Genomic DNA, 24,840 nt, shown 5'->3' with positions numbered 1-24,840 from the left:
GGCCCGCTCCACCGGTCGCCGCAGCTGCCGGTCGAACCAGTCTCCACACCGGCCAGGTCCAGGGCCTCAGCTGCCTCGGTCAGGTAGCCGCGGGTCTCCAGCCGACCTCGAAGAGGTGGCGCTGGACATCCACGACCACCTCGAGGGTCGGCTTCGCGGGGATGCCCTGGAGCCCGGGCACCTCGACGAGGAGGACGAGTACGTACTCCCACGTGAACAGTGTGGAGTCCGCCGGCGTCGCGTCGACGAGACCCCGGGCGTCGGCGCAGGCGCGCAGTTCGGCGAGAAACGCCTCGTCGTCCTCGTTGCGCCCCTCCCCGGGGAACCACAGGGACGCCACCCGGCCATCCTCGCTCACCCGCGCGGCACAACGCGAGGATGGCGCCCACGCGGCGCGGGTGACGCGCCGGTCGTCGTCCTACCTCACCGCAACGGGTCCTCCCTCACGCCCCACCGTGAGCCAGAAGCCCGTCCGATCAGCCCAGCTGATCCCGGCTGCGGCCCGCCCTCTGCCGCGGTCTACGGCTCTCTAGCGGTCGAGCTAGACGGCCGGGACGCACCTGGGCGTCGAGCGCGGAGCCCGCCCCACAGCAGGAGAAGGCCGATGCCGATCAGCGCCGGCTCCAGCGCGAAGGCGGCGGTCAGCCCGTACCGGTCCGCCAGACAGCCGAGCAGGTAGGGGAGACGGCGGCGACCACGCCGAGGATCAGCTGCGAGCGGGCGTTGGCCCGGTCCTCACGTCCGCGCGCCGCGTCGAGGGTCAGCGCGAGCGCGAGCGGATAGAGGTTCGCGATGCCCACGCCGCATGCGAACAGCCCCAGGACGGCGAGCGCCGGCCGGTCGGTCAGCCAGAACAGGACGAAGCTCGCGCCGGTGACGGCCAGCGAGGAGTACAGGAGGACGACGCTCCGGCCCGGACGGCGGGTGAGCCCCGCGCCGAGCAGACGCCCGACCAGGATGCCGAGGAAGTTGCTGCTCAGCGCGGTGCTGGCGGCGGCCGCGGACAGGCCGGTGTCGAGGAGCCGCTGGGGGCCGAAGTACACCAGGCAGAACTCGATCGCCGAGCTGACCGCGGTCAACACCGCGAACAGCCAGCAGGCCATCGGCAGACCGCCGGCTCCCTCCGCGGCGTGGTGCCGAGGCGCCGCCGGCAGCGACTCGCGGCGGTAGCGCAGGTAGAGCACGGCCAGGACGACGGCCGGCACCGCGAACGTGGCGCGCCAGCCCACCGCGCTCGCCGCCAGCACGCCGAGGGCCAGCGGGGCGACCACCGCGGACGCACCGGCGCCGATGTTCGCCTCGGTCAGCGCACGGTCCCGCCGGCTGCCGTGCCGGTCGGACAGGACCGCCTGGACGACGGCGAGCAGCGTCGTCCCGGCCAGACCGAACACCCCGGCTCCGAGCAGCGTGACCGGCACGCCCGCGCCGAGGGTGAACAGGCCGGCACCCAGCACGGTGGCCACGGCCGAGCACCACAACAGCGCGCCCCTCGCCAGGCGGCGGGACGCCCACGCGAAGCCGGCCCCGGCCAGCGCCGCGCCTGCCGACCACAGGACGGAATAGAGGCCGAGCAGCGTGTAGGAGAACCCCAGCTCCGCACGCAGCAGGGTGACCGCCGGCCCGAAGGCGTACAGCCAGAAGGTGTAGCAGCCCAGCAGGGCGTAGGAGAGCACGGTGGGTGCGTCCCGCACGAACGAGTCGGGCCGGCCGGGCTCCGGCTGCCGCTGCGCCTCTGTGTATCGATACACAGATCGAGTGTGCGACGCCCGTGTCCCGTCCACAACTCGACGCGGCCGTGCGTCCTGCCGAGCCGATCTCGGGCGGCCGCCTCAGCGGTGGCGCAGGCCGCGGAGGGTCCGGACGGCGACCAGCAGCTCGGCGAGCTCCTGGCGGTCCCCCCTGGCGATGTCGGTCAGCTGCGCGGCAGCACGGCGCTGGGCGGGGTCCCAGGACGACACCCATGCCTCCACCAGCGCCGAGGCCGGCTCGTCGTCCGCCGACCGATTCCGCAGCACCTCGACGATCAAGCGGGCCTGCTCGGAGGCGAGGTCGTCGCGCAGCGTCGCCCGGGCCATCGAGTTCCAGCGGCGGTCGCGGGGGAGCGCGATGATCCGCTCCCGCAGCGGGACCACACCGAGCCGCTCGGCCAGTCGTTGCTGGACCTGCGCCGCCAGCGCGATCGGCGCGGAGGTCTGCTCGGCCACGACGGCGAGGTCGAGGGCCGAGGGGAGCAGGTGGGCGGCCGCGGCCGCGGCGGCCAGGTCCGCGGGCACGCCGGCCTCCTGCAGCCGCGCCGCCCGTTCGGCGTAGGCCCTCGCCTCGGCGCCGAGCAGCCAGTGCGGCAACCCCGCGCGCACCTCGGCCACGGGTGCCGCGAACCGTTCCGTCACCTCGGCCAGCGGAGCCGGGTGCTCACCGGTCACCGCGGGCAGGCGCAGCAGCCAGCGGGCCGCCCGCTCCGCCAGCCGCGTCGCCTCGGTCCGCAGCTCGATCTGCACGGCCGCCTGCACCTGGTTGTCCAGCGGCCGGACGGCGTCCCACATCCGGTCGACGCCGAAGACGGCGAGGGCGATCGCGTGCGCCCGGACCACCGCGGCCAGCGGGACCCCGGTCTCTTCGCGCAGCCGGAACAGCCCCGTGACGCCGGCGATGTTGACCGCCCGGTTGGTCACCGCGGTGGAGATGATCTCCCGCCGCAGGGGGTGGTCGATGATCGCGGCAGGGAACCGGGTCCGCAGCGGCGTCGGGAAGTACTGGACGAGCAGGTCCTCCAGCGCCGGGTCGTCCGGCAGCGCCGAGGACAGGACGGCGTCCCCGGTCTCGAGCTTGGCGTAGGCGAGCAGCACCGACAGCTCCGGACCGGTCAGGGCCTGCCCGTCGCGCCGGCGCTGGACCAGGACGCGCTCGTCGGGCAGCGCCTCGACGCTGCGCACCAGCCGGCCCGAACGCTCCAGCGAGCGGATGAACCGCTCGTGCGCGTCGAGCAGCGACCGGGCGGAGCTCACCTCCACGGCCAGCGTCGCGTTCTGCGCGTGGTTGTCGGTGAGGACGGCGGAAGCGACCTCGTCGGTCATCTCGCCGAGCAGGGCCGCCCGGCCGTCGGGGGACAGCCCGTCGACGCCGTTCAACGCGATCTTGATGTTCACCTCGTGGTCGGAGGTGTCCACGCCGGCGGAGTTGTCGATCGCGTCGGTGTTGACCTTGCCGCCGGCCAGCGCGAACTCCACCCGGCCGCGCTGGGTGAGCCCGAGGTTGCCGCCCTCGCCGACCACCCGGACCCGCAACTGCTCGCCGTCCACCCGGACGGCGTCGTTGGCCTTGTCCCCGACGTCGAGGTCGCTCTCCTCGCGCGCCTTCACGTAGGTGCCGATGCCGCCGTTGAACAGCAGGCCGGCCGGCGCGAGCAGGATCGCGCGGATCAACTCGACGGGGGAGAGCGACTCCACGTCGTCGGCCAGGCCCAGCGCGGTGCGCATCTGCGGCGAGACCGGCACCGACTTCGCCGTCCGCGGCCAGACGCCGCCGCCCGGGCTGATCAGCGCGGCGTCGTAGTCGGCCCACGAGGAGCGGGGGAGGTCGAACAGCCGCCGGCGCTCGGCGAAGGACGTCGCCGCGTCGGGGGTGGGGTCGACGAACACGTGCCGGTGGTCGAACGCCCCGATCAGCCGGATGTGCTCCGACAGCAGCATCCCGTTGCCGAACACGTCGCCGGACATGTCGCCGATGCCGACGACGGTGAAGTCCTCCTTCTGCACGTCGACGCCGAGCTCGCGGAAGTGCCGGGTGACCGACTCCCACGCGCCGCGGGCGGTGATGCCCATCGCCTTGTGGTCGTAGCCGACCGACCCGCCGGAGGCGAATGCGTCGCCGAGCCAGAACCCGCGCTCGAGCGCGACCTCGTTGGCCAGGTCGGAGAAGGTGGCGGTGCCCTTGTCGGCGGCCACGACCAGGTAGGAGTCGTCGCCGTCGTGCCGGACCACGCGCTCCGGCGGCACGACGCGGCCGTCGACCAGGTTGTCGGTCAGCGTCAGCAGCGCGCCGATGAACAGCCGGTAGCAGGCCTGGCCCTCGGCGAGGACGGCGTCCCGGGAGGCGCCGTCCGGCGGGGGCTGCTTGACCACGAAGCCGCCCTTGGCCCCGGTCGGCACGATGACGGTGTTCTTCACCATCTGCGCCTTGACCAGGCCGAGCACCTCGGTGCGCAGGTCCTCCGGCCGGTCGGACCAGCGCAGCCCGCCGCGGGCCACCGCGCCGAACCGCAGGTGGATGCCCGACACCCGCGGTGAGCTGACCCAGACCTCCCGCTGCGGCCGGGGCTCGGGCAGGTCGGGGACGTCGGCCGGGTGCAGCTTGAGCGCGAGCGGGCCGCCGGCGTAGTACGTCGTCCGCTGGGTGGCGGTGACCGCGGCGAGCAGCGCGGTGAGGACGCGGTCGGCGTCCAGCGACGCGACCTCGCCGATCGCCGCGCGCAGCGACGCGACCAGGTCCTGCTGGCGCGCCTCGCGACCGGCGTCCCGGCCGGGGGAGAAGCGGGTCTCGAACAGCGCGACCAGCCGGGCGACGATCTGCGGGTGGGCGGCCAGCGTCGCCTCGACGTAGTCCTGCCCGAACGGCAGCCCGGTCTGGCGCAGCCACTGCACGTAGGCGCGCACCACCGTCACCTGGCGCCAGTTCAGCCCGGCCAGCAGCACCAGCGCGCCGAGGCCGTCGTCCTCGGCGTCCCCGCGCCAGACGGCGCTGATCGCCTCGGTGAACCGCTCCGGCAGCGAGCGCAGCAGGGGCAGGTCCTCGACTGACGTGGTCAGCCCGAAGTCGTAGATCCAGGCCAGCGGCGCGCCGATCCGGTCGATCTCGTACGGCCGCTCGTCGACGACGTCGACGCCCATGTGCTGCAGCACCGGCAGGACGTCGGAGAGCAGCAGCCGCTGGCCGACGCGGTAGATCGTGAGCCGGCGCTCGGACGCGGCGGCGTCCGGCGGGGTCCACAGCCGCAGCGCCATGCCGCCGGCGTCCAGCCCGTCGAGCTGCTCGAGGTCCGCGACGGCGCGCGCGGCGGGGAAGTCCTCCTGGTAGGCGGCGGGGAAGGCGTCGGCGACGCGGGCCAGGATCCGCTCGGCCTCGGCGGCGGGGTGGCGGGCGTGCAGCGCCTCGGCCAGCTCGTCGGTCCAGCTGCGGGCGACGGCGGCCAGCTCGGCCTGCAGCGCCTCGACGTCGACGTCCGGCGGCCGCGGCGTGCCCCGGCGGCCCTGCGGCACCCGGACGACGAAGTGCAGCCGGGTCAGCACCGACTCCGTCGACCACGCGGTGTACTCGATCGCCGTGCCGCCCAGCCGCTCCAGCAGCACCTGCTGCATGCGGGTGCGGACCTCGGTCGTGTACCGGTCGCGCGGCAGGTAGACCAGCGCCGACCAGAAGCGGCGGGCGGGGTCCAGGCGGAGGAACAGCCGCAGCTGCCGGCGCTCCTGCAGGTAGAGCACGGCCATCGCGACGGGCAGCAGCTCGTCGGTGCCGACCTGCATCAGCTCGTCGCGGGGATAGGTCTCCAGGACGTCGAGCAGCGCCTTGCCGGTGTGGCTGTCGGCCGGCACGCCCGAGCGCGCGATCACCTCGGCCACCCGGCGGCGCACGAGCGGCACGTCCAGGACGCTGGTGGTGTACGCGGCGGTGGGGAACAGGCCGGCCAGCCGGTGCTGGCGCGGGTTGCCGTCGCCGTCCGGGAGGGTGACCACGACGAGGTCCATCCACGCCCGCCGGTGCACCGGCGAGCGCGCGTCGGCCTTGGTCACCGTGACCAGGCGCTGCCCGGTGGAGCGCCGGGCCTCCGGCGCCGTGAGGACGGCGGCGCTCATGTCGGTGTCGCTGCGCAGCACCCCGAGGCCGGTGCCCGGGAGGGCGCGCACGGCGCTCTTGCCACGCGACGGCGCCGGCTCGACGTCGCGGGCGCCGAGGAAGACGAAGTTGCCGTCGGCGAGCCAGCGCAGCAGCGCGGCGGCCTCGGCCGGGTCGTCGGAGGGATCGCCGCCGGACCCGTTCGCGGCGAGCTGCTCGAGGCGGTCGGCCAGTTGCAGCGCCCGCGCGTGCATGCGGTCGGCGTCCTCGTGCACCGCGCGCACGTCCGCGAGGACCGTGCGCAGGCCGACGACCAGGTCGGCCGCCGCCTCGTCGTCCACCGGCCCGTCGAGGACGACGGCCATCCACGACTCGGGCAGCGCGTCGGCGCCGCAGCCCTCGGGGGAGGAGCTGTCGCAGAAGGCCCGGATCCGGCCGGTGACGTCCCGGCGGACGACGACCACCGGGTGGACGACGTGCTGCAGGCCCACGCCCTGCCGCACCACCTCCGCGGTGACCGAGTCGACGAGGTAGGGCATGTCGTCGGTGACGATCCGGACGATCGCCCGCCCGTCGTCGAGCCGCTGCACGTCGACGGTCGCCGCCCCCTGCGGGCGGACCTCGGCCAGCCTCAGGTGGCCCAGTGCGAGGGCCGCCAGGTCGGCCGGGTCGTGGCCGAGCACCTCGGCGGCCGGCTCGCTCCAGTAGTAGCGCTGCAGCAGCGCGGGGACGTCAGCGGGGGCGCAGCCGGCCGGCAGGGGAGGCCGTGCGCCGCCCTCGACCGCGGTCTCGGCGGCGCGGTCGAGCAGCCGTCGCTTCTCGTCCCGCTCGGCCTCGAGGGCGGCGAGCTCGGTGGGAGCCGCCGGCTCGTCGGCCGGGGGGACGTCGTCCTCCCGCGCGCGCCCCGGGGTCTCCGGGACGACGCCGGTGGTGGTCGCCATGGAGGCCCACGCTAACCCCGACCGTGGCGGGCGTCACGGCGACGCGGCGGGTCGCGCGGGGACGGTCAGTCCCGCCGCAGGAGGAGGTCGAAGAGCCAGCTCGCGACGGCGAGGATCAGCCCCCCGATGATCGCCGCGCCGAAGCCGTCGACGTCCAGCTTGGTCGACAGCAGCGCGGTGAGACCGAGCAGGGCCGCGTTGATGACCAGGTAGAACAGCCCGAGCGTGAGGATGAGGAACGGCAGCGACAGCAGCTTGATCACCGGGCCGAGGATCGCGTTGACGACCGCGAAGAGCAGGGCCAGCCAGACGAAGGTGATCGACAGTCCCAGCACGGCGTTGGGGTTCTCGTCCACCTGGATCCCCGGCACGTACTTCGCCACGAAGTAGAAGACGACCGCCATGAGGACGACCTTGATCAGAAGCTTGATCACGCGATCACGCTAGCGCCGCCGAGCTGGCACGACGGCATCTTCGACGCTCTACCGTCGTCTAGCGTCGTCGCTAGACGGCCGCAGACGAGGGCATCGACGACACGCGCTACGCCGTTCTACGGATGTCTACGGCGATCCCTAGAGAGGGCCATACGGTGCTCGCCGTGGACCCCGTGCGGAATCCCTACGCGCCCGGCGCCGGGCAGCGCCCGCCCGAGCTGGCCGGCCGCGACGCGGAGCTGACGGCCTTCGACGTCGTCCTGGAGCGGATCGCCCACGGCCGCCCCGAGCGCTCGCTGGTCCTGACCGGGCTGCGCGGCGTGGGCAAGACCGTGCTGCTCAACCAGCTGCGGTCGGCGGCGATCGGGCGCGGGTGGGGGACCGGCAAGATCGAGGCGCGGCCCGAGCAGTCGCTGCGGCGGCCGGTGTCCTCGGCGCTGCACATGGCGCTGCGCGAGCTGCGGCACCCCGACCAGGAGTCGATGGACGCCGTCCTCGGGGTGCTCAAGGCCTTCGCGCTGCGCGGGGTGGGCGGGGAAGGCGCGGCCGCGAAGGTGCGCGACCGCTGGCAGCCCGGCATCGACGTGCCGACGGCGCTGGGCCGGGCCGACTCCGGCGACATGGAGATCGACCTGGTCGAGCTGCTAAGCGACGCGGCCGGGCTCGCGGCCGACGTGGGCAAGGGCATCGCGCTGTTCATCGACGAGATGCAGGACGTGCAGCCCGACGACGTCTCGGCGATCTGCGCGGCCTGCCACGAGCTCTCCCAGCAGGGCGCGCCGCTGATCGTGGTCGGCGCCGGCCTGCCGCACCTGCCGGCGGTGCTGTCGGCGTCGAAGAGCTACTCCGAGCGGCTGTTCCGCTACCTGCGCATCGACCGCCTCGACCGCGCCGCCGCCGATCGGGCGCTGCTCGCCCCGGCCGAGCGGGAGGAGGTCACCTTCGAGCCGGCCGCGCTCGACGCCCTCTACGCCGCCGCGGACGGCTACCCGTACTTCGTGCAGGCCTACGGCAAGGTCACCTGGGACGTCGCGGCCGCCTCGCCGATCACCGCGGACGACGTGGCGATGGCCGCCCCGGTCGCTGAGGCGGAGCTGGCGGTGGGCTTCTTCGGCTCCCGCTACGACCGCGCCACCCCCGCCGAGCGGGAGTACATGCACGCGATGGCCGAGCTCGGCGGCTCGCAGGGCAGCGCGGTGGCGACGTCGGAGGTCGCCGTCTCGCTGGGCCGCAAGCCGGCGTCGCTGTCGCCGGCCCGCGACTCGCTGATCAAGAAGGGCCTGGTCTACTCGGCCGAGCGCGGCCAGATCGCCTTCACCGTCCCGCACTTCGGCCGCTACCTCCTCCGCCACCCGGACTAACCGTGCCTTATCGGGATAAAGCACGGTGCTCTATCCCGATAAAGCCCGCGTGGTTAGAGATCGTTGGCCGAGGGCAACCGTCGCCCGGGTGACCGACGACAGGGGTGCGCGTGCCGACGTGGCTGGAGGCCGGGCTGTGGGGACTGCTCGGCGGCGGCGCGCTGGTGCTGGGCGCGCTGGTCGCCTGGTTCACGCAGGTGCCGCGGGACGCCATCGCCTCGGTCATGGCGTTCGGCTCCGGCGTGCTGATCTCGGCGGTCGCCTTCGACCTGATGGAGGAGGCGGCCGACGAGGGTGGGCTGGCCGCCGCCGGGTTCGGCTTCCTCGCCGGCTCGGTGGCCTACGTCGCGGCGAACTGGCTGCTCACGCGGCACGGGGCGCAGCACCGCAAGCGCTCCGGCAGCAATCCGGACGAGGCGCAGCCCTCGGAGGACGAGCAGGCGGGCAGCGGCATGGCGATCGCGGTCGGGGCGCTGCTGGACGGCGTGCCGGAGTCCGTCGTCCTCGGGATCGGGCTGCTCAGCGGCGGCGGGGTGAGCCTGTCGGTGCTGGCCGCCGTCTTCATCTCCAACGTGCCCGAGGGCCTCTCCAGCGCGGCCGGCATGAAGGCGGCGGGCCGCCCGGCCCGGTACGTGTTCGGCGTCTGGACCGGCATCGCGGTGATCAGCGGGCTGTCCGCGCTGCTCGGCTACGTCGCGCTCGGCGGGGCGCCGCCCGAGCTGGTCGCGGTCATCACGGCGGTCGCGGCGGGCGCGATCCTCACCATGATCGCCGACACGATGATCCCCGAGGCGTTCGAGCGCACCCGCACGTGGACCGGGGTGATCGCCGCCGTGGGGTTCCTCGTCGCCTTCGCCATCGACCTCGCCGGGTGAGACTGGACCGGTGACCGATCTCCGGGACCCCGAGCAGCTGCGCGTGCCCGTCGCCGGCGGTGAGCTCTCGGTGCTGCACTGGGCGGCCGCTTCCGCCGGCGCGCCCGTCGTCGTCCTGCTGCACGGCATCACCTCCAACGCGATGGTCTGGGCGCGGGTCGCGCACGAGCTCGCCGGGGAGGTCGAGGTGGTGGCGCCCGACCTGCGCGGGCGGGCCGGCTCGGCCGGACTGCCGGGCCCCTACGGCCTGGCCGTGCACGCCGCCGATCTCACCGCCGTGCTCGACCGCTTCGGCGACGCGGTGCTCGGCGGGCACTCGATGGGCGGCTTCGTCGCCGCCCTCGCCGCCGCGGACGTCGCCCGCTACCGCGTTCGCGGCCTGGTTCTCGTCGACGGTGGCCTGCCGTTCCCCCGGCCACCGGGGGACGACGCCGACGCGATGCTCGCCGCCATGCTCGGCAGCACCCTCGACCGGCTGGGGACGACGTTCCCCGACCTCGCCGCGGTGCGGGCGTTCTGGGCGCGGCACCCGACGGTGGGCCCCTGGGTCGACGTCCCGTCGGTGGCCGCGTTCCTCGCGCGGGACGTCGCCGGCGCGCCGCCGCGGCTGCGCAGCTCCGTCGTCCCGGAGGCGGTGCGGGCGGACGGCGCGGACATGCTGCTGAACGAGCGCGTGCTGCAGGCCACCGCGGACCTGCCGGTGCCGGTCACGCTGCTGTGGGCACCGCGGGGCATGGCCGACCAGCCGCAGGGGCTCTACGACGAGCAGCGGCTGGCCCGCCTGGGCGCCGACCGGGCCGGCGTCACCGCCGTCCCCGTCCCCGACACCAACCACGACTCGATCGTCTGGGCGCCGCAGGGCGTGGCCGCGATCGCCGACGCCCTGCGGACGGCGGCGCGCTAGTCATCGGCACGCCGCGTCCGCACCCGCCGTGACCGCATCGTTTCCGGACGCACACCCGAGATCCTTGGCAGCGGTCGTGACCACGGCCACAATCTGCGGTGTCCGTCCTGCCCGCGCGGCGTGCGGCAGGGCGCGCTCCAACAGCGGGGCCGCGACGGGCCCGACTGCTGGAGGGCTGAGGTGACGGAACAACAGGTCCCGGTGTCCGCTCCCGGCTGCGGTCCCGCGCTCCGCGTGGTGGTCGGCGCCGGCGGGCGGATCGACCACGACGCCCTCGCCGACGTCCTCGAGGGGATGCCCGCCGCCTTCTTCCTGCTCGACCGGCAGTGGCGGTTCCGGTACATCAACGCCGAGATGGACCGGATGATGCCGGAGGCGCGGGAGGACATCCTCGGCCGCTCCATGTGGGAGGTCTATCCCCGGATGGTCGGCAGCCGGTTCGAGACCGCCTACCGGGAGGCCGTCGCGACCGGGCACGCGGTCGCCTTCGAGGCCCCGTACCGCGGGCAGCGCTCCGGGTGGTACGAGGTGCGCGCCTGGCCGCGCCCCGACGGGCTGGCCGTCTACTTCCTCGACGTCACCTCCCGGCACGTCGCCCAGGAGGCCGCGCGGCGCTCGACGGCCCGGCTCGGGCTGCTGGCGCGGGTGAACGCCGAGCTCGCGGGGGCGCTCGACGGCGTCTCCGCGCTCGGGCGGCTGGCGCGGCTCGTCGTCCCGACGCTGACCGACGCCTGCATCGTCACGGTGGTCGACCGGGACGGGCGGGCGCGGGACGTCGGCTCGTGGCACGCCGACCCGCACCGCCGGGACCTGCTGCGGCGCTACGCGGCGGTGCGGCTGGAGACGCTGCCGCCCACCTCGCCGGTCGCCCTGGCACTGACCGCGGGCACCTCCGTCACGGAGTCGGTCGCCGACGTCCTCGCGCTCATGCGGCCGGGCCCGGCCCGTGACCTGCTCGAGCAGCTGGGGCCGGAGCGGGCCGTCGTGCTGCCGCTGCCGGCCCCGGGCCGCACGGTCGGCGTCCTCACCATGTACGACGACCCGGGGCGGGTGGCCGCCGAGGAGGACATCGAGACCGCGCGCGAGGTCGCCGCCCAGGCCGGCCGGGCGATCGAGCGCGTGCACCGGCAGAGCCAGCAGGCGCAGCTCGCCGAGGCCCTGCAGCGCAGCCTGCTCACCGAGCCGCCGGCGATCCCGGGGACCACGGTCGTCGTCCGGTACGTCCCGGCCGCCGAGGCGGCCCGGGTGGGCGGCGACTGGTACGACGTGTTCCTGCACCGGGACGGGACGCCGGTGCTCGTGATCGGCGACGTCGTCGGCCACGACACCGCCGCCGCGGCGGCCATGGGCCAGCTGCGTGCGCTGCTGCGCGGCATCGCGCACCACAGCGGCGCCGGACCGGCGGAGGTGCTGCGCGGGCTGGACGAGGCGATCGAGTCCATGCACACCGGCACGCTGGCGACCGCGGCGGTCGCCCTCCTGGAGGGGCTGGACGGGACGGGAGAGGGCCTGCGGCTGCGCTGGGCCAACGCCGGCCACCCGCCCCCGTTGGTGCTCTCCCCCGACCGGACGGTCACCGTGCTCGGCGGCCGGATCGGCGACCTGATGCTCGGCGTGGACGCCGACGCGGTGCGCGCGGAGTCGGTCGCCGACATCGCGCCCGGCAGCACCGTGCTGCTCTACACCGACGGCCTGATCGAGCGCCGCGGCAGCACCATCGACGAGGGCCTGGCCCACCTGCGCGCCTGCCTTGAGGAGCTGGCCGACCGTCCGCTGGACGAGCTGTGCGACGAGCTGCTCGACCGCCTGCTGCAGGGCACCCCGCAGGACGACGTCGCCCTGGTCGCCGTCCACCTCCACCCCGCCGCCCGGCCTCGCTGACCCACCCGCACGGGGTGCCGAGCCGCGTTCGGGGGTTGGACGGGCGGGTTCCTGGGCACTTCAGGAGGCGTCCGAGAAAGCGGACGGCGACGGAGGAGGCATGGCTCGTATGACCTGGCCATTACGGCCCTTGCCGGATGGCCGCGGGGAGGTCTGGCGCTGGCAGCTCGGTGGGATCGCGGAACTCCCGGCCGCGCGCTCGGTGCTGCGCAGCCGACTCGACGACGTGGGCTTCCCGCGCGACGAGGACGACCCCGCGGCGGAGCGCCTCATCCTCGCCTTCGACGAACTGGCCTCGAACGGGCTGCGGCACGGGGAGCGCCCGGTGGTGGCCACCGTCATCGCGGGCAGCGGCGGCTGGCTGCTCGACGTCAGCGACCGGGCCGCGGACGCCATGCCCGCGCCGGCGGTCGACCGGGACCCCTCCGAGGGCGGGCTCGGCCTGCACCTGGTGGCGCGGCTGTCGGTCGCCCACGGCTGGTACGTCGACGGCTCCTGCAAGCACGTGTGGGCGTGCCTGCCCAGCACCATCGAGGAGCGCGAGGCCGCGCTGGTCTGAGGACCGGTGCGTTCCACGTGCACCACCCATCACACCCGCCTGCGCGCATAGGCACAGGAGGCCTCACCTGCGTCCACGGCGGATACGCGGGTGAAGCCTCCTGTGCCTGTAGCGGCGCCTGGCTCTACGGCAGGACCAGCGAGAGGCCGCCCTTGCCGTAGCCGGGCACCTCGACGGCGAGGTCGATCCGGTTGAAGTTGGCCAGCATGCCGGCCACGTCACCCGGCAGGTCCTCGCCGGGCGCGTAGAGCTTGTGCAGCTTGGAGTGCGGGGCACCGGGGACGTTGAACATCGCGGAGAGCACGTTCACGACCTCGTGCAGCGCCTCGGCCATCAGGCCGGTGAGCTCGCCGTCCTCCTCGACCGCGTCCTGGCAGCCGCCGGGGGGCAGCAGGGCCAGCGCGCCGCCGGTGTAGGCGGAGGCGGCGAGGTCCATCACGCAGAGGGCGTTGATCGCCATCTGCGGGTCGACGTAGACCGCCACCGACACCGGGTTCTTCTCCGTCGGGGTGACCGGCGGGCCCGGGTTGACGGTGACCGGCTTGCCGAGCAGGCCCGCGAGCATGTCGCGGACGTCCTTGGCGGCCGGCAGCACGACGGTGCTCATCTCTCCTCCTCGCTCGCGCTCGTCGTCGCGACGAGCACCTGGGTGGCTGTGATCATCGAGGCGCTCGCACGCTCGCGCCTCATACGATCACCCCGTCGAGGGCGTCCTTGAACGTCTCCTCGTTGAACGGCTTGGCGATGAGGAACAGGGCACCGGCGTTGGCGGCGCGGTCCCGCATCTCCGGCGAGCCCTCCGAGGTGACGAACCCGAACGGGACGTCGGAGCCGGACGAGCGCAGCGCCTGCAGGCACTCGATGCCGGTCATGTTGGGCATGTTCCAGTCGGACAGGACCAGGTCCGGCTTCTCCGAACCGACCTTGGCCAGCGCGTCGGCGCCGTCCTCGGCCTCGACGATGTCGTGGTCGTCGTAACCGGCCTGGCGCAGCGTGCGGATGACGATCTGCCGCATCACGCGGCTGTCGTCGGCGACGAGGATCTTCACAGGGACACCTACTCTCGTGACGCGGATTCAGGGGTGGGACACCGGCAGCGGCGGCAGCGCGCCCTGCGCGGAGATGGCGACCGGCTGGCCCCGCCACAGGACGTCGATGCGGACGACGTCGGCGGGGTTCCGGACGGCCGGCGCGTCGCCGACCTCGGGGAGGCCGAGCCCGGAGGGGCCCGGCAGGGCGGCCTTGACGTTGCCGCCCACGACGTTGGCGATCTCGCCGAAGGCGTCGGCGACGTCCTCGTGCTCGAGCAACTCGGGTGCGAACTCCCCGAGCAGCGCCCGGGTCAGCTCGGCGGCGGTCTGCCGGCCGGTGGTGAGGACGACGCTGCCGGTCCACGGGCCGACGACGTCGACCCAGCTGGACAGCACCTCGGCCGGGAGCGGCTCGGGCACCGGGACGAGCACCTCGTCCTCGCCGACGAGCGCGATCCACGCCTCCTCGGCGATCGAGAGCACGGTGGTCTCGTCGATCAGGTCGGGGATGACCGGGCGGACGTCGCTGCTGCGACGGCGCTCGCCGGTGTCGAAGGTGGTCACAGGACGACCTCCTGCGGGAGCAGGCCGAGCAGCGCGAGCTTGTCGCGGATCGCGTCGGCGGTGAACGGCTTGATCACGTACTCGTGGGCGCCGGCGGCCAGGGCGCGCACGATCTGCGTGTGCTCGCTCTCGGACGTGACCATCATGATCGTCACGTTCCGCCAGGCCGGATTGGCGCGGACGGCCGAGACGAACTGCAGGCCGTCCATCACCGGCATGTTCCAGTCCACGCAGGCGAGGTCGGGGATCCAGCCCTCGTCGAGGACGTCGAGCCCCTCCCGGCCGTGGCCGGCGTCGCGTACCTCGAAGCCGAGGCCCTCGAGGATTCCCGTGACGATCCGGCGCATGGCGCGGGAGTCGTCGATCACCAGAGCACGCACGTTCAGGCCCCCTTCAGCGGGCGGTAGGCGGAGCTGCGGCCGATCACGACCCGCTCCCAGGAGTCGTCGACGCCGAGAGTCGTCTCTGCGGCGCCCAGGAACAGCCACCCGTCGGGGCGCATGAGCTCGCGCACCCGCCGGAGGATCGCCTGCTTGGTGCTCAGGTCGAAGTAGATGAGGACGTTGCGGAGGTAGACCACGTCGAACGGGCCCATCCGCGGCAGCGGAGCGGCGAGGTTGCACTCCGAGGCGGTCACCATGCGCCGCAGCGCCGGGGCCACCTCCCACTCGGTGCCGACCCGGGCGAAGTGCCGGACCAGCATGGGGGCGGGCAGGCCGCGGTTGACCTCCAGCTGGCTGAACCGGCCGGCGCGGGTGCGCTCGACCATCTCGCGGGAGATGTCCGTGGCGGTGATCGAGACCCGCGACGCCGCGTTGGGCAGCGCGTCCTCGAGCAGCATTGCGATCGTGTACGGCTCCTGGCCGCTCGAGCAGGCCGCCGACCAGATCTTCAGCGGCTCGGCCGGCCCGCGGGCGGCCATCAGCGCCGGCAGCACGGTCGAGGTCAGCGCGGTGAACGGGTCGCCGTCCCGGAACCACGACGTCTCGTTCGTGGTCAGGGCCTCGACGATCTTCCGGGTGGCGTCGGGGCTGGGCCGGCTGCGCACCGTGTCGACCAGCTTGCCGACGTCGGGCAGCCCCATGGACCGGGCGACCGGCAGCAGCCGGGCCTCGACCAGGTACTCCTTGCCGGGCTGGAGGACGATCGCGCTCTCCCGGTGCACCAGCTGGCGCACCCAGTCGAAGCTCGTGGTGGGCAGTGTCATCGCCGGCCTCCGACCGTTGCGGGAGCGGGGGACCCGCTGGGCAGACCGGACAGGTGCCGGTTGATGGCCTCGGCGACGCGGTCGAGCGGCAGGATCTCGTCGGCGTAGCCGGCCTGGGTGACCGCGCCGGGCATGCCCCAGACGACGGACGTGGCCTGGTCCTGGACCAGCACGGTGCCGCCGGCCTCGCGGATCGCGCCCGCGCCGGCCCGGCCGTCGTGGCCCATGCCGGTGAGCACGACGCCGAGGACGGCGCCGTCGTAGACCGACACCGCGGAGCGGAAGAGCGGGTCCACGGCGGGGCGGCAGAAGTTCTCCGGCGGGTCCTGGGTCAGCGCGGTGTGGGGGCCGCGGCCGGACGGCCGGACGACGAGGTGCCGGTCCCCGGGCGCGAGGTGGACGGTGCCCGGCTGCAGCGGCGTCCCGTCGACCGCTTCCACGACCCGGAGGGCGGAGAGCCGGTCCAGCCGCTGGGCGAACTGGCGGGTGAACACCGGGGGCATGTGCTGCACGAGCAGCACCGGAACCGGCAGCGTGGCCGGCAGGGCCGGCAGCACGCGGGCCAGCGCCTCGGGGCCGCCGGTGGAGGAGCCGATGACCAGGACGGCGGGCTTGCGGGCCGGTCCCGTGCGCGGGGCCGGTGGCCGCGGCGTCGGGGGCGGGGGAGCGGCGGTCCGCGGGCCGGGGCCCACCGGACGGCCGAGCAACGCCTTGATCTTCGGGATGAGCTGCTCGCGCACGCTCTCCATCGACTGGGCGACGCTGCCCACGTTGGCGGGCTTGGTGACGTAGTCGTTGGCCCCGGCGGACAGCGCGTCGAGCGTCGCCGACGCCCCGCGCTCGGTCAGCGTGCTGAACATGATGATCGGCACGCGGCTGCGCCCGGATCCCCCGGAACCCGCCCGGATGGCCCGGACCGCCTCGATGCCGTTCATCTCCGGCATCTCGATGTCCATGGTGAGCAGGTCGGGCTTGAGCTGGTCGAGCTTGGCGAGGGCCACCTTGCCGTTCACGGCGGTGCCCACGACCTCGATGGAGGGGTCCTCGGACAGCACGTCGGTCACGATCTTGCGTACGACGACCGAGTCGTCGACGACCATCACCCGGATCGGGTCCACGCGCTTCCTCCTGCTTTCTGCCGGGCGCCAGCCCAGCAGGCTGTCGATGCTTTATCGGCACCAGCGACGCCCGGGTTGAGCGCGGAATGGGGAGGAATCCGTTCTCGTCCCGGGGCGGCTGTCGTGTGCAGGGACGAGAGTGACGGATGGGAATGCGGGACCACGAGTGAAACGCCGACGCGCGGACCATTTTTTTCTCCGCCCAGCAATCGGCTTGCAATTGTCGGAATGTCGACACGGAAAGCCCGTGACCGGGATGTCGACAGGTCCACCGGAATTGCTCGGTCGCCGCTTTCGCCGCAGCCGGGGACGGAGACGGGGAAAGGCGGCAGGGGCGGGGCCCCGCTGGTCAGCGGGCGGTGGTGACCCTCAGCCACGGGGCGCGCAGCACGGCGAGCGAGCCCTCGTCGAGCAGGTCGGCCATGGCCACACCCTGGACGCAGCCGGCGACGGCGTTCCAGACGCCGTGCGCGCCGTCCCGGCCGTCGAAGCCGCCGTCGACGAAGGCGCGGACGGCGTGCAGCTGTGCGGTCGCGAGCGTGCGGGTGCGGTCGGAGACGTGCGCGGCCCAGCAGGCGTCGTGCATCGCCGAGGCCCACGGCCGGTGCTCGGCACGGCCCTCGTCGACGGCGGCGCGCCAGCGACCGCGGCCGGCGCCGTCCAGCCCGGCGATGGCGGCGAGCAGCTCGGTCAGCTCGTCGGTGGCCGGACCCAGGTCCGGCAGGCCGCCCCAGCCGACCGCGGCGCGGTGGTAGGCGGCGGTGAGCTCGCGGTGCACCAGCGGCGGCAGGACCTCGGCGGCCCAGAAGCCGACCGCCGCGTCGGCGAGGACGTCGGCCGCCTCGGCGCGGATCTGCTCGGCCACGGAGGCGCCGGCAGCGTGCTCGGGCCCCAGCACGTCCTCGCGGAGCAGCCGCTCGAGGGTGGGGGCGTTGCCGATGGTGCCGCGCTCCAGCTGGTCGACGAGGACGGCGGTGCGGTCCTCGGCCGCGGCGGCGCGTCCGGCCACGCCGCTGACGTGCGGCACGCCGGAGGCCAGCTCCCGGGCGCGACGCGTGCGGACGGCCAGGACTCCCCGGTGCTCGGCGGAGGCCTCCCGGCCCGGGTGCGCGGCGGCGAGGCGCTCGAGCGTGGCGGCGTCCGCGTTCAGCCCGGTGAGCAGCACCTCGGCCACGTGGCGACCGGACGGCAGGCGCACCAGGTCGAATCCCAGCGTGGCGGCACTGACCAGCGAGTAGGGCACGGCAGCGCCTCCAGAGGTTCCCGGGAAGTGGGCCAGCCCATGCTGACGGTCATCGCCCCGGAACGCCACGCGGCCGTCACCCGATAGCCGGAGAACCGGTGGGTGACGGCCGCGTGTCCGGCTGCATCTCGTGTGCAGCCGGTCGCTCTGAGTGATCAGGCCGAGACGGCCTTCTGGACGTCCAGGGCCAGCAGCAGCTGGCCGTCCAGCTTGTAGGCGCCGCGGATCAGCTCGCGGGCCTGGCCGTCGAGGGTGTCCGGCGGGGCCTCGAAGTCGGCGGCGACGACGTCCACGACGTCGGCGATCGCGTCGACGAGCAGGCTGACCGCCTCCCCGTGCAGCCGGACGACGATGACGACGGCGTCGGTGCCCTCGGGCCGCGGCGGGCGGCCGAGCCGCTCCCGCAGCTCGATGGCGGTCACCACCTGGCCGCGCAGGTTGATCAGGCCGGCCACCGCCTTCGGCGCGAGCGGCACGCGGGTCAGGCCCTGGCTCTTCAGGACCTCCTGCACGTGCTCGACCTCGACGCCGTACAGGTCGCCGTCCAGCCAGAAGGTGGCCAGCTGGCCGCCCGTGGCAGGCGCCTTGAACTCGGTCGGAGCGGACACGGGTCAGACCTCCAGCAGCGGAGCCGCGACGCCGTCGGTCGCCGGCAGGGACGGGGGAGCGGTGTAGAACGCCGGGTCGGCGGCGAGGATCGCGGCACGGACGTCGAGCAGCTCGGTGACCTTGTCGCCGAGGACGGCGGAGCCGAGCAGGCCCATGTCGTCGATGTCGCTCCGGATGGCGGCCTCGCCGTCGACGATGTCGAGGATCTCCTCGACCACGATGGCCACGCTGCGGCCGTGGTCGGAGTAGACGATCACCTCGAGCACCTCGCGGTCGGTCTCGCCGTAGGCGCCCAGGTGCCGGTCGAGGCGGACCATCGGCAGGATCGCGCCGCGGTACTGGACGACCTCGCGGTTGCCGACCTTCTCGACGGTCTCGCTGCGGACCTGCTCGAGGCGGGTGACCGTGTCGAGCGGGATCGCCACGCGCCGGCCACCGCCGATAGCGGCCAGCAGCATCCGCTGGCGGTCGGACTCGCCGGCCGCGGCGGCGGCGAGGGCCGCGCGGGCCTCGTGCCGCTCCGCGGTCTCGGTGCGCAGCGCCCGGCGGGAGAGGGCCTGCACGTCGAGGATCAGCGCGATGGTGCCGTCACCGAGGACGGTGGCGCCGGAGAACAGCCCGATCGACTTCAGCTGCCCGCCGAGCGCCTTGACCACGATCTCCTCGGTGTTGAGGACGCGGTCGACGACCAGCCCGAAGCGCCGACCCTCGGAGCGCAGCACGGCGATGACCACGTGGCCGTCGTGCCGGTCGCTGGGGAGGTCGAGGACGTCGGTGAGCCGGACCAGCGGGAGCAGCTCGCCGCGCAGCCGGTAGACCGGCGCGCCGCCGACCTCCTCGACCGCGGTGGCCGCCTTCTCGGCGTCGAGCGCCACGAGCTCCTGCAGGCTGATCTGCGGGATGGCGTAGCGGTCGCCGGCGCACTCGACGGTCAGCGCCGGGACGATGGCCAGCGTCAGCGGGATGCGCAGCCGCATGCAGGTGCCCTCGCCGGGCTGCGACTCGACCTCGATGGTGCCGCCGATCGACTCGATGTTGGTCTTGACGACGTCCATGCCGACCCCGCGGCCGGAGACGTTGGTGACCGCGGCCGCGGTGGAGAAGCCCGGCAGGAAGATCAGCTGCAGGAGGTCCTGCGCGCCCATCCGGTTCAGCGCGTCGGGGCTGATCAAGCCCCGCTCGACGGCCTTGGCGCCGATCCTGGCGGGGTCGATGCCGGCGCCGTCGTCGGCGACCTCCACGACGACCTGTCCGCTCTCGTGCCGGGCGCGCAGGGTGAGCACGCCCTCGGCGGGCTTGCCCTTGGCCCTGCGGACGTCGGCGGCCTCGATGCCGTGGTCGACGGAGTTGCGGACCAGGTGGGTCAGCGGGTCCTTGACCGCCTCGAGGAGGGTCTTGTCGAGCTCGGTGTCCCGGCCCTCCATCTCCAGGCGGATGGTCTTCTTCAGCTGCAGGCCGAGGTCGCGCACGACGCGCGGCAGCTTGGACCAGATGTGGTCGATCGGCTGCATGCGCGTCTTCATGACGCCCTCCTGCAGCTCGCTGGCGATGAGGTTGAGCCGCTGGGAGGCCCGCACCAGGTCGGTGTCGTTGGAGCGCCCGACGTACTGGACGATCTGGTTGCGGGTGAGCACCAGCTCGCCGACCAGCAGCATCAGCTCGTCGAGCAGGTCGACGTCGACGCGGATCGTGCTGTCGGCGACGCCGCGGCGACCGGCCTGGCCCGCACCGCCCTCGGCCGAGGGCGCGCCCTCGCCGTCGGTGTGCTCGGCGGCGTCGTCGGCGGCCGGCCGGGGCTGCGGCACGGGCACCTCGGCGACGGGGGCGTCCACCTGCGGGGTCACGGGGACCTCCGGGACGACGTCCTCGGCCGGCGCGAGGTCGGCGATCTCCGCCGGGGCCTTCTTGGCCGCGGCCTTGCGGGCGGGGGCCTTGGTGGCCGGCGCCTTGGCGGCGGCGGTCCTGGGGGCGGCCTTGGCGGCCGGCGTCCTCGGGGCAGCCTTGGCCGCGGCCTTGCGCGTGCGGGTCGCGGCCGGCTTCGCGGCGGGCGCGGCGGCCGCCGGCTCCTCGGCCGGGGCGCCGTCCTCCATGGCGGCGCTGATCTCGGCCACGACGCCGGCGACGTCGACCGAGCCCTCGCCGCCGCTGGCCTCGATGGAGGTCAGCAGCGACCGGACGGTGTCCACCATGCGCAGCAGCACGCTGGTGCGGTGCGGGGTGAGCTCGAGCTCGCCGTCCCGGAGGCGGGAGAGCATGTTCTCGCCGACGTGGGTGACCTCCTCCAGGCGGTTGAACGCCAGGAAGCCCGAGGTGCCCTTGATCGTGTGGATGGTGCGGAAGATGCTGGACAGCCGCTCCCGGGAGTTCGGCTCCTGCTCCAGGGCGACGAGGTCCGTGTCCAGCTGATCGAGGTTCTCGTGACTCTCGACCAGGAACTCCTCGACGATGTCGTCCAGACCGTCCACAGTTCTCTCTTCTCTCGTTCTCGACCGGAGCGCAGTGGGCTCCGGGTCACTTATCGGCGGCTTCGCACCCGATGTGGAGGTGAACCCGCGGGCGGTGCGCCGCGGCGGCGTCCCCGGCCGGGCGGGTGCCCGGCCGGGAACGGCCGCTCAGTAGGTGAAGGTGCCGACCGTCGTGCGCAGGTCGGCGGCCATGCGGGAGAGCTCGTCGACCGCGGTGCGCGTCTGGGTCAGGGCCTGCGTGGTCGAGTCGGCCGCGGTGGAGACGCCGGTGATGTTGTTGGCGATCTCGGTGGTGCCACCGGCCGCCTCCTGCACCGAGCGCGACATCTCGTTGGTGGTCGCCGTCTGCTCCTCCACCGCCGACGCGATGGTCGTCTGCCGGTCGGAGATCTGCGCGACGATCTGGCTGATCTCCTCGATGGCGGTCACCGCGGCCCCCGTGTCGAGCTGGATGGCCTCGACCCGGCGGGCGATGTCCTCGGTCGCCTTGGCGGTCTCCTGGGCCAGCTCCTTGACCTCGTTGGCCACGACGGCGAAGCCCTTGCCCGCCTCGCCGGCCCGCGCGGCCTCGATGGTCGCGTTCAGTGCCAGCAGGTTGGTCTGCTCGGCGATGCTCGTGATCACCTTCACCACGTTGCCGATCTCGGCCGAGGAGTCGCCCAGCTTCGCCACGGTGGCCGTCGTCGTGGCCGCGGCCTGCACCGCCCGGCCGGCCACCTCGGAGGCCTCGGCGGCATTGGTCGCGATCTCCCGGATGGACGCGCCCATCTGCTCCGCGCCCGCGGCGACGGTCTGCACGTTGCGGCTGACCTCCTCGGCGGCCGAGGAGACGACGCCGGACTGCGCGGAGGTCTCCTCCGCAGACGCCGAGATCTGCGCGGAGGACGCGGACAGCTCCTCCGAGGAGGCGGCCACCGCGTCGGCCGACGCGGCCACCGAGCCCATCAGTCCGCGCAGGTTGCCGACCGCGACGTCCAGGGCGGTGCCCATCCGGCCGAGCTCGTCGCGGGTCCGCAGCTCCGTCGTCCCGGTCAGGTCACCGGCAGCCAGCCCCTCGGCGACGCGCTGCACCCTGCCGACGCCGCGCGCGATGCCGCGGGCGACGAGCAGCCCGATCCCGAGGGCGACGGCCAGGCCGACGAGGAGGACGACGACGGCGATCGTCCGCTGGCTCTCGTACTGCTCCTGGGCTGCCGCTGCCGCCTCCTTGGCGTCCGCGTCCTCGGAGTCCGCGAGCGCGTTGAGGCTGTCCTCGGCCTCCTGGGCGAACGGCGAGACCTGCGCCTTGTTCGCCTCGTAGAAGCCGGCGTCGTCGCCCGCGAGGACGAACGGCGTGAGCACCGACCGCGCGGTGGTCACGTACTGGTCGAAGCCGGCCTTGGCCTCGTCGAGCCGCTGCGCCTGGTCGGCGTCGGGCTGGGTCGCGTCGTAGGCCTCGTGCTGCTGCTCGAACCGCGCCTGCAGGTCGGTCAGGCCGTCGAGCAGCCGCTGGGCCTCGGCCGGGTCGGGGACGATGACCGCGTCACGGAGCTGCTTCCGGGTCTCCCCGACCGTCACGATCATGTCGTCGAGGGCGCTGATCCCGGCGAGGTTGCCGTCGTAGAGCTCCTGCGTGGCGGCCGCCGAGGAGCCGAGCGCCGAGATGCCCATCACCCCGACGGTGGCGGCGACCACACCGGCGGCGCCGACGGCGGTGAGGATCTTGGTGCTGACGCCCCGGTCGGCCCACCAGGCCGTGGAGCGGGCCGGCGGCCGGGACGCGGCAGTCAGATCGTCGGTCAGGGATTCGGACATGGGAGGGCTCCTCGGACGGCCGCCGCGGCGGTAGGGGACGTTGTGCTCGCGGTGGTGACCGTCTTTGGTTCCTTGCGAGTCCCGATGGCCTTTCCGGCTGCATCGATGGAAGAACGGTAAGGGTGCGGCCGTGCGACCACGCGCCATTCTTTTCGGCGCGTCGCTCAGGTCCGGACAATTTGCTTGCTGACCACACTTCATTCTGCCGTTTTGTCGACAAGTGCATTTCCTCGGCCGCTGACCGTCCGGGAAAGCAGACGGGGCCGTGCGGACGTCGTCGTCCGCACGGCCCCGCCGGGGAGGCCCTCCTGCAGGGTCCCGCCGGGCCCCGTCCCGGGTCCCGCCCCGAGCGTGCGAGGGGTGGGCAGGACGGGGTGTTTTCAGTAGGTGAAGCGCCCCACCGTGCCGCGCAGGTCGGCGGCCATGCGGGAGAGCTCGTCGACCGCGGTGCGGGTCTGGCCCAGCGCCTGGGTGGTCGAGCCCGCCGCCGCCGAGACGCCGGTGATGTTCTCGGCGATCTGACCGGTTCCCCCGGCCGCCTCCTGCACCGACCGCGACATCTCGTTGGTGGTGGCCGTCTGCTCCTCCACCGCGCTGGCGATGGTGGTCTGCCGGTCGGAGATCTGCGCGACGATCGCGCTGATCTCGGCGATCGCCTCGACCGCGGCCCCGGTGTCGCCCTGGATCGTCTGCACCCGGCGGGCGATGTCCTCCGTCGCCTTCGCCGTCTCCTGGGCCAGCTCCTTGACCTCGTTGGCCACCACCGCGAAGCCCTTCCCGGCCTCACCGGCGCGAGCGGCCTCGATGGTCGCGTTCAGCGCCAGCAGGTTGGTCTGCTCGGCGATGCTCGTGATCACCTTCACCACGTTGCCGATCTCGGCGGAGGAGTCGCCCAGCTTGGCCACTGTCGCCGTGGTCGTCTCCGCCGCGGTCACCGCACGCGCCGCGACCTCGCTGGCCTCGGCCGCGTTCGTCGCGATCTCGCGGATGGAGGCACCCATCTGCTCGGCGCCCGCGGCCACGGTCTGCACGTTGCGGCTGACCTCCTCCGCCGCCCCGGCGACCACACCGGACTGCGCCGAGGTCTCCTGCGCCGACGCCGAGATCTGCGCCGACGAGGCCGACAGCTGCTCCGACGACGCCGCGACCGCATCGGCCGACGCCACGACCGACGCCATCACCTCACGCAGGCTGCCCTGGGCCTGGTCCAGGGCCGCGGCCATCCGGCCCAGCTCGTCCCGGGACTCCACCCCGGTGGCCCGGGTGAGATCACCGGCGGCCATGGCCTCGGCCGTCAGCTGGACGGAGCGGACCGTCCGGGTGATCCGGCGGACGATCAGCGTCGTCGCCACGCCGGCCACGACGACCGAGCCCAGAGCCGTGATGACCAGCAGGACGACCGCGGTGTCCGCCGCATCGGCCGCGTCGGCGTTGCGTGCCGCGGCCTCCGCGGACTGGGCGACGCCCTCCGCCTCGAGGCCGTCGGCGATGGCGGTGAGCAGCGGGCTCGAGACGTCACGGTAGATCTGCGCGTAGGCGGCCAGGTCGCCGCGGTCGGCGGCGGGGAAGAGCTGGACCTCGTTCGTGCTGAGGAACTCCGCCCGGGCATCCAGGTACGCGTCCATCGCGTCCTGGTCGACGACGTAGGGCCGGTACTCCGCGAGGGCCGACTCGATGTCGGCGTTCTTCTCCTCCATCTCGCCGCGCAGCTCCTCGCGGCGGGCGGGGTCGGAGACGGCGTACTCGAGCACGCGGGCCCGGTGCGCCGCGGTCGCCCGCTGGACGGCGGACAGCGCGTTGAGCGGCTGCAGGTTCTCGGTGTAGATCTGCTCCTGACCGTCGCGCAGTCCCTGGATCCGGATGACGGCGAGCGCGTTCGTGGCCAGGACGACGACAGCGAGCAGCACGACGGCTGCGCCGATCTTGGCTCCGACGGAGCGGTCGGCGAACCAGCCGCCGCTGCGGCGGGAGGTCGTGTGGTCGGACATTGAGTGGTCTCCGTGGGTCTCGGCGGGAGCTGGCTGC

20 protein-coding genes are annotated in these 24,840 nt (G+C 73.9%); 5 read left to right on the top strand and 15 right to left on the bottom strand.

The features are described from left to right. Positions 1–79: 79 nt before the first annotated feature. The 4 genes from ACWIYF_RS01430 to ACWIYF_RS01415 form a co-directional block, all read right to left on the bottom strand. Positions 80–340 (bottom strand): hypothetical protein, encoded by a 261-nt coding sequence (locus ACWIYF_RS01430; RefSeq protein ID WP_448626331.1) that lies wholly within the window; start codon positions 338–340, stop codon positions 80–82. A 301-nt stretch (positions 341–641) separates the two neighbouring features. Beyond that, positions 642–1,748 (bottom strand): MFS transporter, encoded by a 1,107-nt coding sequence (locus ACWIYF_RS01425; RefSeq protein WP_448626330.1) that lies wholly within the window; start codon positions 1,746–1,748, stop codon positions 642–644. Positions 1,749–1,829: 81 nt separating this feature from the next. After that, positions 1,830–6,770 (bottom strand): NAD-glutamate dehydrogenase, encoded by a 4,941-nt coding sequence (locus ACWIYF_RS01420; RefSeq protein WP_448626329.1) that lies wholly within the window; start codon positions 6,768–6,770, stop codon positions 1,830–1,832. Positions 6,771–6,835: 65 nt separating this feature from the next. After that, entirely contained in the window at positions 6,836–7,204 is a 369-nt protein-coding gene (locus ACWIYF_RS01415) for a phage holin family protein (RefSeq protein WP_448626328.1), read from the bottom strand. A gap of 164 nt (positions 7,205–7,368) precedes the next feature. Between ACWIYF_RS01415 and ACWIYF_RS01410 the strand changes: the two genes are divergently transcribed. From ACWIYF_RS01410 to ACWIYF_RS01390, 5 genes are all read left to right on the top strand, one after another. After that, the gene (locus ACWIYF_RS01410) at positions 7,369–8,565 is read left to right on the top strand and encodes an AAA family ATPase (protein WP_448626327.1); all 1,197 of its coding nucleotides are present in this window, start codon (positions 7,369–7,371) and stop codon (positions 8,563–8,565) included. A 110-nt stretch (positions 8,566–8,675) separates the two neighbouring features. Then, entirely contained in the window at positions 8,676–9,440 is a 765-nt protein-coding gene (locus ACWIYF_RS01405) for a ZIP family metal transporter (protein WP_448626326.1), read from the top strand. 10 nt (positions 9,441–9,450) lie between these two features. Continuing rightward, entirely contained in the window at positions 9,451–10,344 is an 894-nt protein-coding gene (locus ACWIYF_RS01400; protein WP_448626325.1) for an alpha/beta fold hydrolase, read from the top strand. Positions 10,345–10,524: 180 nt separating this feature from the next. Further along, positions 10,525–12,225, top strand: a complete 1,701-nt coding sequence (locus ACWIYF_RS01395) for a SpoIIE family protein phosphatase (RefSeq protein ID WP_448626324.1) — start codon at positions 10,525–10,527, stop codon at positions 12,223–12,225. A gap of 100 nt (positions 12,226–12,325) precedes the next feature. Continuing rightward, a complete protein-coding gene (locus tag ACWIYF_RS01390) occupies positions 12,326–12,784 on the top strand; it encodes an ATP-binding protein (protein ID WP_448626323.1) in 459 nt (152 codons plus the stop codon). Between the two features lie 124 nt (positions 12,785–12,908). Here the strand turns inward: ACWIYF_RS01390 and ACWIYF_RS01385 are convergent, their stop codons facing one another. The 11 genes from ACWIYF_RS01385 to ACWIYF_RS01335 all read right to left on the bottom strand — a co-directional run bounded on the left by ACWIYF_RS01385 (position 12,909) and on the right by ACWIYF_RS01335 (position 24,803). Then, entirely contained in the window at positions 12,909–13,391 is a 483-nt protein-coding gene (locus tag ACWIYF_RS01385; RefSeq protein ID WP_448626322.1) for a hypothetical protein, read from the bottom strand. Between the two features lie 79 nt (positions 13,392–13,470). Next, positions 13,471–13,833 carry a response regulator gene (locus tag ACWIYF_RS01380; RefSeq protein WP_448626321.1) on the bottom strand — a complete coding sequence of 121 codons (363 nt, stop codon included), beginning with the start codon at positions 13,831–13,833 and terminating at the stop codon, positions 13,471–13,473. A 27-nt stretch (positions 13,834–13,860) separates the two neighbouring features. Continuing rightward, on the bottom strand, positions 13,861–14,379 hold the full coding sequence (locus tag ACWIYF_RS01375; protein ID WP_448626320.1) for a chemotaxis protein CheX: 519 nt from the start codon (positions 14,377–14,379) through the stop codon (positions 13,861–13,863). Further along, complete coding sequence (locus ACWIYF_RS01370) at positions 14,376–14,759, bottom strand: response regulator (RefSeq protein WP_448626319.1); 384 nt, start codon at positions 14,757–14,759, stop codon at positions 14,376–14,378. The genes ACWIYF_RS01375 and ACWIYF_RS01370 overlap by 4 nt, the downstream gene beginning before the upstream one ends. A 2-nt stretch (positions 14,760–14,761) precedes the next feature. Further along, on the bottom strand, positions 14,762–15,586 hold the full coding sequence (locus tag ACWIYF_RS01365; RefSeq protein ID WP_448626318.1) for a CheR family methyltransferase: 825 nt from the start codon (positions 15,584–15,586) through the stop codon (positions 14,762–14,764). Then, complete coding sequence (locus ACWIYF_RS01360) at positions 15,583–16,704, bottom strand: protein-glutamate methylesterase/protein-glutamine glutaminase (protein ID WP_448626317.1); 1,122 nt, start codon at positions 16,702–16,704, stop codon at positions 15,583–15,585. Before ACWIYF_RS01360 ends, ACWIYF_RS01365 begins: the two co-directional genes overlap by 4 nt. A gap of 349 nt (positions 16,705–17,053) precedes the next feature. Beyond that, a complete protein-coding gene (locus tag ACWIYF_RS01355) occupies positions 17,054–17,947 on the bottom strand; it encodes a hypothetical protein (protein WP_448626316.1) in 894 nt (297 codons plus the stop codon). Between the two features lie 155 nt (positions 17,948–18,102). Beyond that, positions 18,103–18,555: a chemotaxis protein CheW gene (locus tag ACWIYF_RS01350; RefSeq protein WP_448626315.1), complete on the bottom strand. Its 453-nt coding sequence runs from the start codon at positions 18,553–18,555 to the stop codon at positions 18,103–18,105. Positions 18,556–18,558: 3 nt separating this feature from the next. Beyond that, complete coding sequence (locus ACWIYF_RS01345; RefSeq protein WP_448626314.1) at positions 18,559–21,021, bottom strand: chemotaxis protein CheW; 2,463 nt, start codon at positions 21,019–21,021, stop codon at positions 18,559–18,561. A gap of 147 nt (positions 21,022–21,168) precedes the next feature. Beyond that, positions 21,169–22,815 carry a methyl-accepting chemotaxis protein gene (locus tag ACWIYF_RS01340; protein ID WP_448626313.1) on the bottom strand — a complete coding sequence of 549 codons (1,647 nt, stop codon included), beginning with the start codon at positions 22,813–22,815 and terminating at the stop codon, positions 21,169–21,171. A 380-nt stretch (positions 22,816–23,195) separates the two neighbouring features. Continuing rightward, positions 23,196–24,803, bottom strand: a complete 1,608-nt coding sequence (locus ACWIYF_RS01335; protein ID WP_448626312.1) for a methyl-accepting chemotaxis protein — start codon at positions 24,801–24,803, stop codon at positions 23,196–23,198. Positions 24,804–24,840 lie beyond the last annotated feature (37 nt).

The organism is Geodermatophilus sp. URMC 64 (assembly GCF_053502555.1).
Note: the sequence above shows the minus strand (reverse complement) of the source record. Positions and strands in the feature narration are given on the sequence as shown.

Bases quoted from the DNA above. Each gene is read 5' to 3' on its own strand.
- ACWIYF_RS01335 (WP_448626312.1), bottom strand. From the start codon at position 24,803: ATGTCCGACCACACGACCTCCCGCCGCAGCGGCGGCTGGTTCGCCGAC.
- ACWIYF_RS01340 (WP_448626313.1), bottom strand. From the start codon at position 22,815: ATGTCCGAATCCCTGACCGACGATCTGACTGCCGCGTCCCGGCCGCCG.
- ACWIYF_RS01390 (WP_448626323.1), top strand. From the start codon at position 12,326: ATGGCTCGTATGACCTGGCCATTACGGCCCTTGCCGGATGGCCGCGGG.
- ACWIYF_RS01365 (WP_448626318.1), bottom strand. From the start codon at position 15,586: ATGACACTGCCCACCACGAGCTTCGACTGGGTGCGCCAGCTGGTGCAC.
- ACWIYF_RS01420 (WP_448626329.1), bottom strand. From the start codon at position 6,770: ATGGCGACCACCACCGGCGTCGTCCCGGAGACCCCGGGGCGCGCGCGG.
- ACWIYF_RS01385 (WP_448626322.1), bottom strand. From the start codon at position 13,391: ATGAGCACCGTCGTGCTGCCGGCCGCCAAGGACGTCCGCGACATGCTC.